This window comes from Micrococcus sp. KRD077 (genome assembly GCF_017168505.1).
Lineage (GTDB): Bacteria > Actinomycetota > Actinomycetes > Actinomycetales > Micrococcaceae > Micrococcus > Micrococcus luteus.
This window is the reverse complement of the sequence record NZ_JABFAZ010000025.1, coordinates 1-3191: the sequence shown is the minus strand read 5'-3', so window position 1 is coordinate 3191 and position 3191 is coordinate 1. Positions and strand designations below refer to the sequence as shown.

The following is a 3191-nucleotide window of genomic DNA, read 5'->3' as shown; positions in this document are numbered from 1 at the left end:
GCGCACGACGACGCGAACACCACCACCACCGACCAGCTCACCCTGCAGGACCCCACGAAGCGCTACCCCGTGATCAGCCCGCCGTGCACGAACTCCCCACCCACGGCGGTGGCGACGACGTCGATCGCCGCGATCTGGTCGCTCGGCACCACGCGCGGGTCCTCGCTGAGCACCGTGAAGTCCGCGAGCTGGCCTGCGACGAGCCGTCCCTTGCGGCCGCCCCAGCCGGTCGCCTCCGCGGAGCCGACCGTGTAGGCGTGCAGGGCTTCGGCCACCGTGAGCCGCTCCGCGTCGGGGCCGTACTGCTCGCCGGTCTCGGTGCGGCGCAGCACGAAGTCCTGGATGACCTCCAGCGGGCGGCCGCCGGCCACGGGACGGTCCGAGCTGCCGGGCAGCACCAGGCCCGCGCGCAGCAGCCGCCCGGCCGGGTACGAGAGCGCGGCTCGCTCCGGCCCGATCCGCTCCCGCACCGACCCGCCGAACGCGCTGATGAAGTTCGGCTGGGTGGCCATCACGACCTCCAGCTCGGCCATGCGGGCCACCTGGTCGTCGCGGACCACCCCGCCGTGCTCCACGCGGTGCGGCATCACGGGACGGCCGAACCGGCCCCGCGCCTCGGCGATCACGTCGAGCGCGAAGTCGAGGGCGGCGTCGCCGATCGCGTGCAGGGCCAGGGCCCAGCCGGCGGCCGCCGCACCGAGGCACGCTCGGCGCATCTCCCCCGCGTCCTGCTGCAGGTAGCCGCGGCCGTGGCCGTGCCCGCAGTAGTCCTCGGTCATCGCGGCGGTCTGTCCGAGCATCGACCCGTCCGTGAACACCTTCGCCGGCCCGATCTGCAGCCACTCGTCGCCCACGCCCGTGCGCACGCCGGCGTCGAGGGTGAGGTGCGTGCCGTCGTCGGGGTGGCCGTCCACCGGGTGCAGCGCGTCCAGGGTGACCATCGTCTGGAAGCGGGTGCGCAGCAGCCCCGCGTCCCGGGCGCGCTGATACGCGCCGAACTCGAGCGGGCTGTGCCCGATCCACCCGCCGGCCACCCCCGCATCCGTCACCGAGGTGATGCCCTCGGCCGCGTACTCCTGCGAGGCCCGCGCCAGGCACGCGCCGATGTGCTCGTGGGACTCCGGCTGCAGCAGCCGGGTCACCAGGCTCATGGCGGTCTCCTCCAACAGGCCGGTGGGCCGGCCGGCGGCGTCCGTGAGGATCCGCCCGCCCTCGGGCTGCTGCAGCACCTGCTCCCCCACGCCGGCCAGGACCAGCACCGCCCCGGACACCGTGACGGCGTGGCCCGTGTTGTGGCGGATGAGCACGGGGCGCCCGGAGGCGGCGGCATCGAGGCTGTCGCGGTCCGGCTGGGGTCCGGTGAGGTGGCCGGGGTCGAAGCCGGTGCACGTCACCCAGGCGCCGGGGCCGAGCTCGGCGGCGCGGGCGCGGACCCGGCGGTGGACCTCCTCCGCGGTGCGCGCGCCCTCGAGGTCCACGTCCAGCCGGGACTGGCCGAACCAGACGCTGTGCGCGTGGGCGTCGTTGAACCCGGCGAGGACGGTGCGCCCCCGCGCGTCGAGGCGTTCGCGCGCCGCGAGGCCGTCCAGCTCCTCGTCCACCCCGACGACGACGCCCCGCCACACCCCCAGCCGCGAGGCCGACGGGCGGGCGGGGTCGCCGGTGATGAGGCGGGCGTTCTCCACGATCAGGTCGAGCTGCATGGGGCGGGGCCTCCTGGGAACGAGTGGCTGCAGATCGGGCCGGCGAAGGTGTTCACGGACGGGTCGATGCTCGGACAGACCGCCGCGATGACCGAGGACTACTGCGGGCACGGCCACGGCCGCGGCTACCTGCAGCAGGACGCGGGTCAGGGTGAGGTCTCGGCGGCGCTCACTTTCAGGGCCGAATACGACTCTCCCGGGCCCCAGAGCCCCCGGGAGAGTCGTATTCGGCCCACAAAGTGCGGAGGGCGCGGGTCAGGCGGTCGGCCCGCCGCCCGCGGCGGTCATCGCGCGTTCCAGGTCGGCCAGCAGCTCGGCGGTGGGCTCCACGCCCACGGACAGACGCACGAAACCGTCCGGGACGTCGTCGCCCCAGCGGGCGCGGCGCTCGGCCGCCGTGTGCGTGCCGCCGAAGCTGGTCTGCGGCACCACGTACTGCGCCGCGGCGATGAACCGCTCGGCCGCCGCCGCGTCCGCGAACCGCAGCCCGACGAGGCCGCCCGCCGCCGTCATCTGACGCGCCACGACCTCCGCGTCCGGGTGGTCCGCCAGCCCCGGGTAGACCACGGCGCGCACCGCCGGGTGGCCCGCGGCCAGCTCCGCGACCGCCTGCGCCGAGGCGCACATCCGGGCGAAGCGGACCTCGAGGGTCTCGAGACCGCGGTGGATGAGCCAGGCCTCGTGGGTGCCCAGGATCCCGCCGGCCAGGGTCCGCCAGCCGCGCACCCGCGCCATCACCTGCGGGTCCCGGCTGGCCACGTGCCCGCCGAGGGCGTCCGTGTGCCCGTTGACGGCCTTCGTGTCCGAGGCCACGACCACGTCCGCCCCCAGCTCCAGCGGGCGCTGCCCCAGGGGGGTCAGCAGCGTGTTGTCCACCACCACGAGGGCCCCCGCGCCGTCCCGGCGGCCGTTCGCGTGGGCGCGGGCGGCGACGTCCGCCAGGTCCGCCACGCGCAGCCCCGGGTTGGAGGGGGTCTCCACGAGCACCAGGTCGTAGCCGCTCAGGTCCGCATGGGCGAGCCCCTGGGTGGCGACCAGGTCCACGTGCACGCCTCGGGGCGTGAGGTGCTCGGCGGCGAGGGCGCGGGTGGGCCCGTAGCCGTCCGCGGGCAGGAGGGCGCGGTCCCCCGGGTGCAGCAGGGGCAGCAGGACGGCGGCGATCGCGGCCATGCCGGAGGGGACCACGGCGACGTCGGCGTCCTCCAGCGCGCCCAGGGCGGCCTCGAGCGCGGACCAGGTGGGCGTGGCCCAGCGCGCGTACTGGAAAGGCACGTCCGCGCCGGGGGCGGTGGGGGCGCCGTCCGGGTCCGCGCCGGGCAGGTGGAACGCGCTCGCGTGGACCAGCGGCGGGGAGATGGACTCCCCCGGGGCCATCCCGTGGGCGCGGTGGTGCAGGACGGTGCCGAAGGCGGGCGGCGGCGGGGCGGCGGACATGGCCCCGAGCGTAGTCCCGACCCCGGACGCGGCAGCGCGCCCCCTCCCTAGACT

General features: G+C 76.3%; 2 protein-coding genes. Both read right to left on the bottom strand.

Translation table 11 applies throughout. The features are described 5' to 3' along the window. Positions 1-62: 62 nt before the first annotated feature. On the bottom strand, positions 63-1703 hold the full coding sequence (locus J1M39_RS07095; protein ID WP_206496626.1) for an amidohydrolase: 1641 nt from the start codon (positions 1701-1703) through the stop codon (positions 63-65). A 255-nt stretch (positions 1704-1958) separates the two neighbouring features. Continuing rightward, a complete protein-coding gene (locus J1M39_RS07090) occupies positions 1959-3137 on the bottom strand; it encodes a cystathionine gamma-lyase (RefSeq protein ID WP_020627041.1) in 1179 nt (392 codons plus the stop codon). Positions 3138-3191 lie beyond the last annotated feature (54 nt).

What these genes read in the sequence shown, in the direction of transcription:
- J1M39_RS07090 (WP_020627041.1), bottom strand. Translation starts at nt 3,137, where the DNA reads ATGTCCGCCGCCCCGCCGCCGCCCGCCTTCGGCACCGTCCTGCACCAC.
- J1M39_RS07095 (WP_206496626.1), bottom strand. Translation starts at nt 1,703, where the DNA reads ATGCAGCTCGACCTGATCGTGGAGAACGCCCGCCTCATCACCGGCGAC.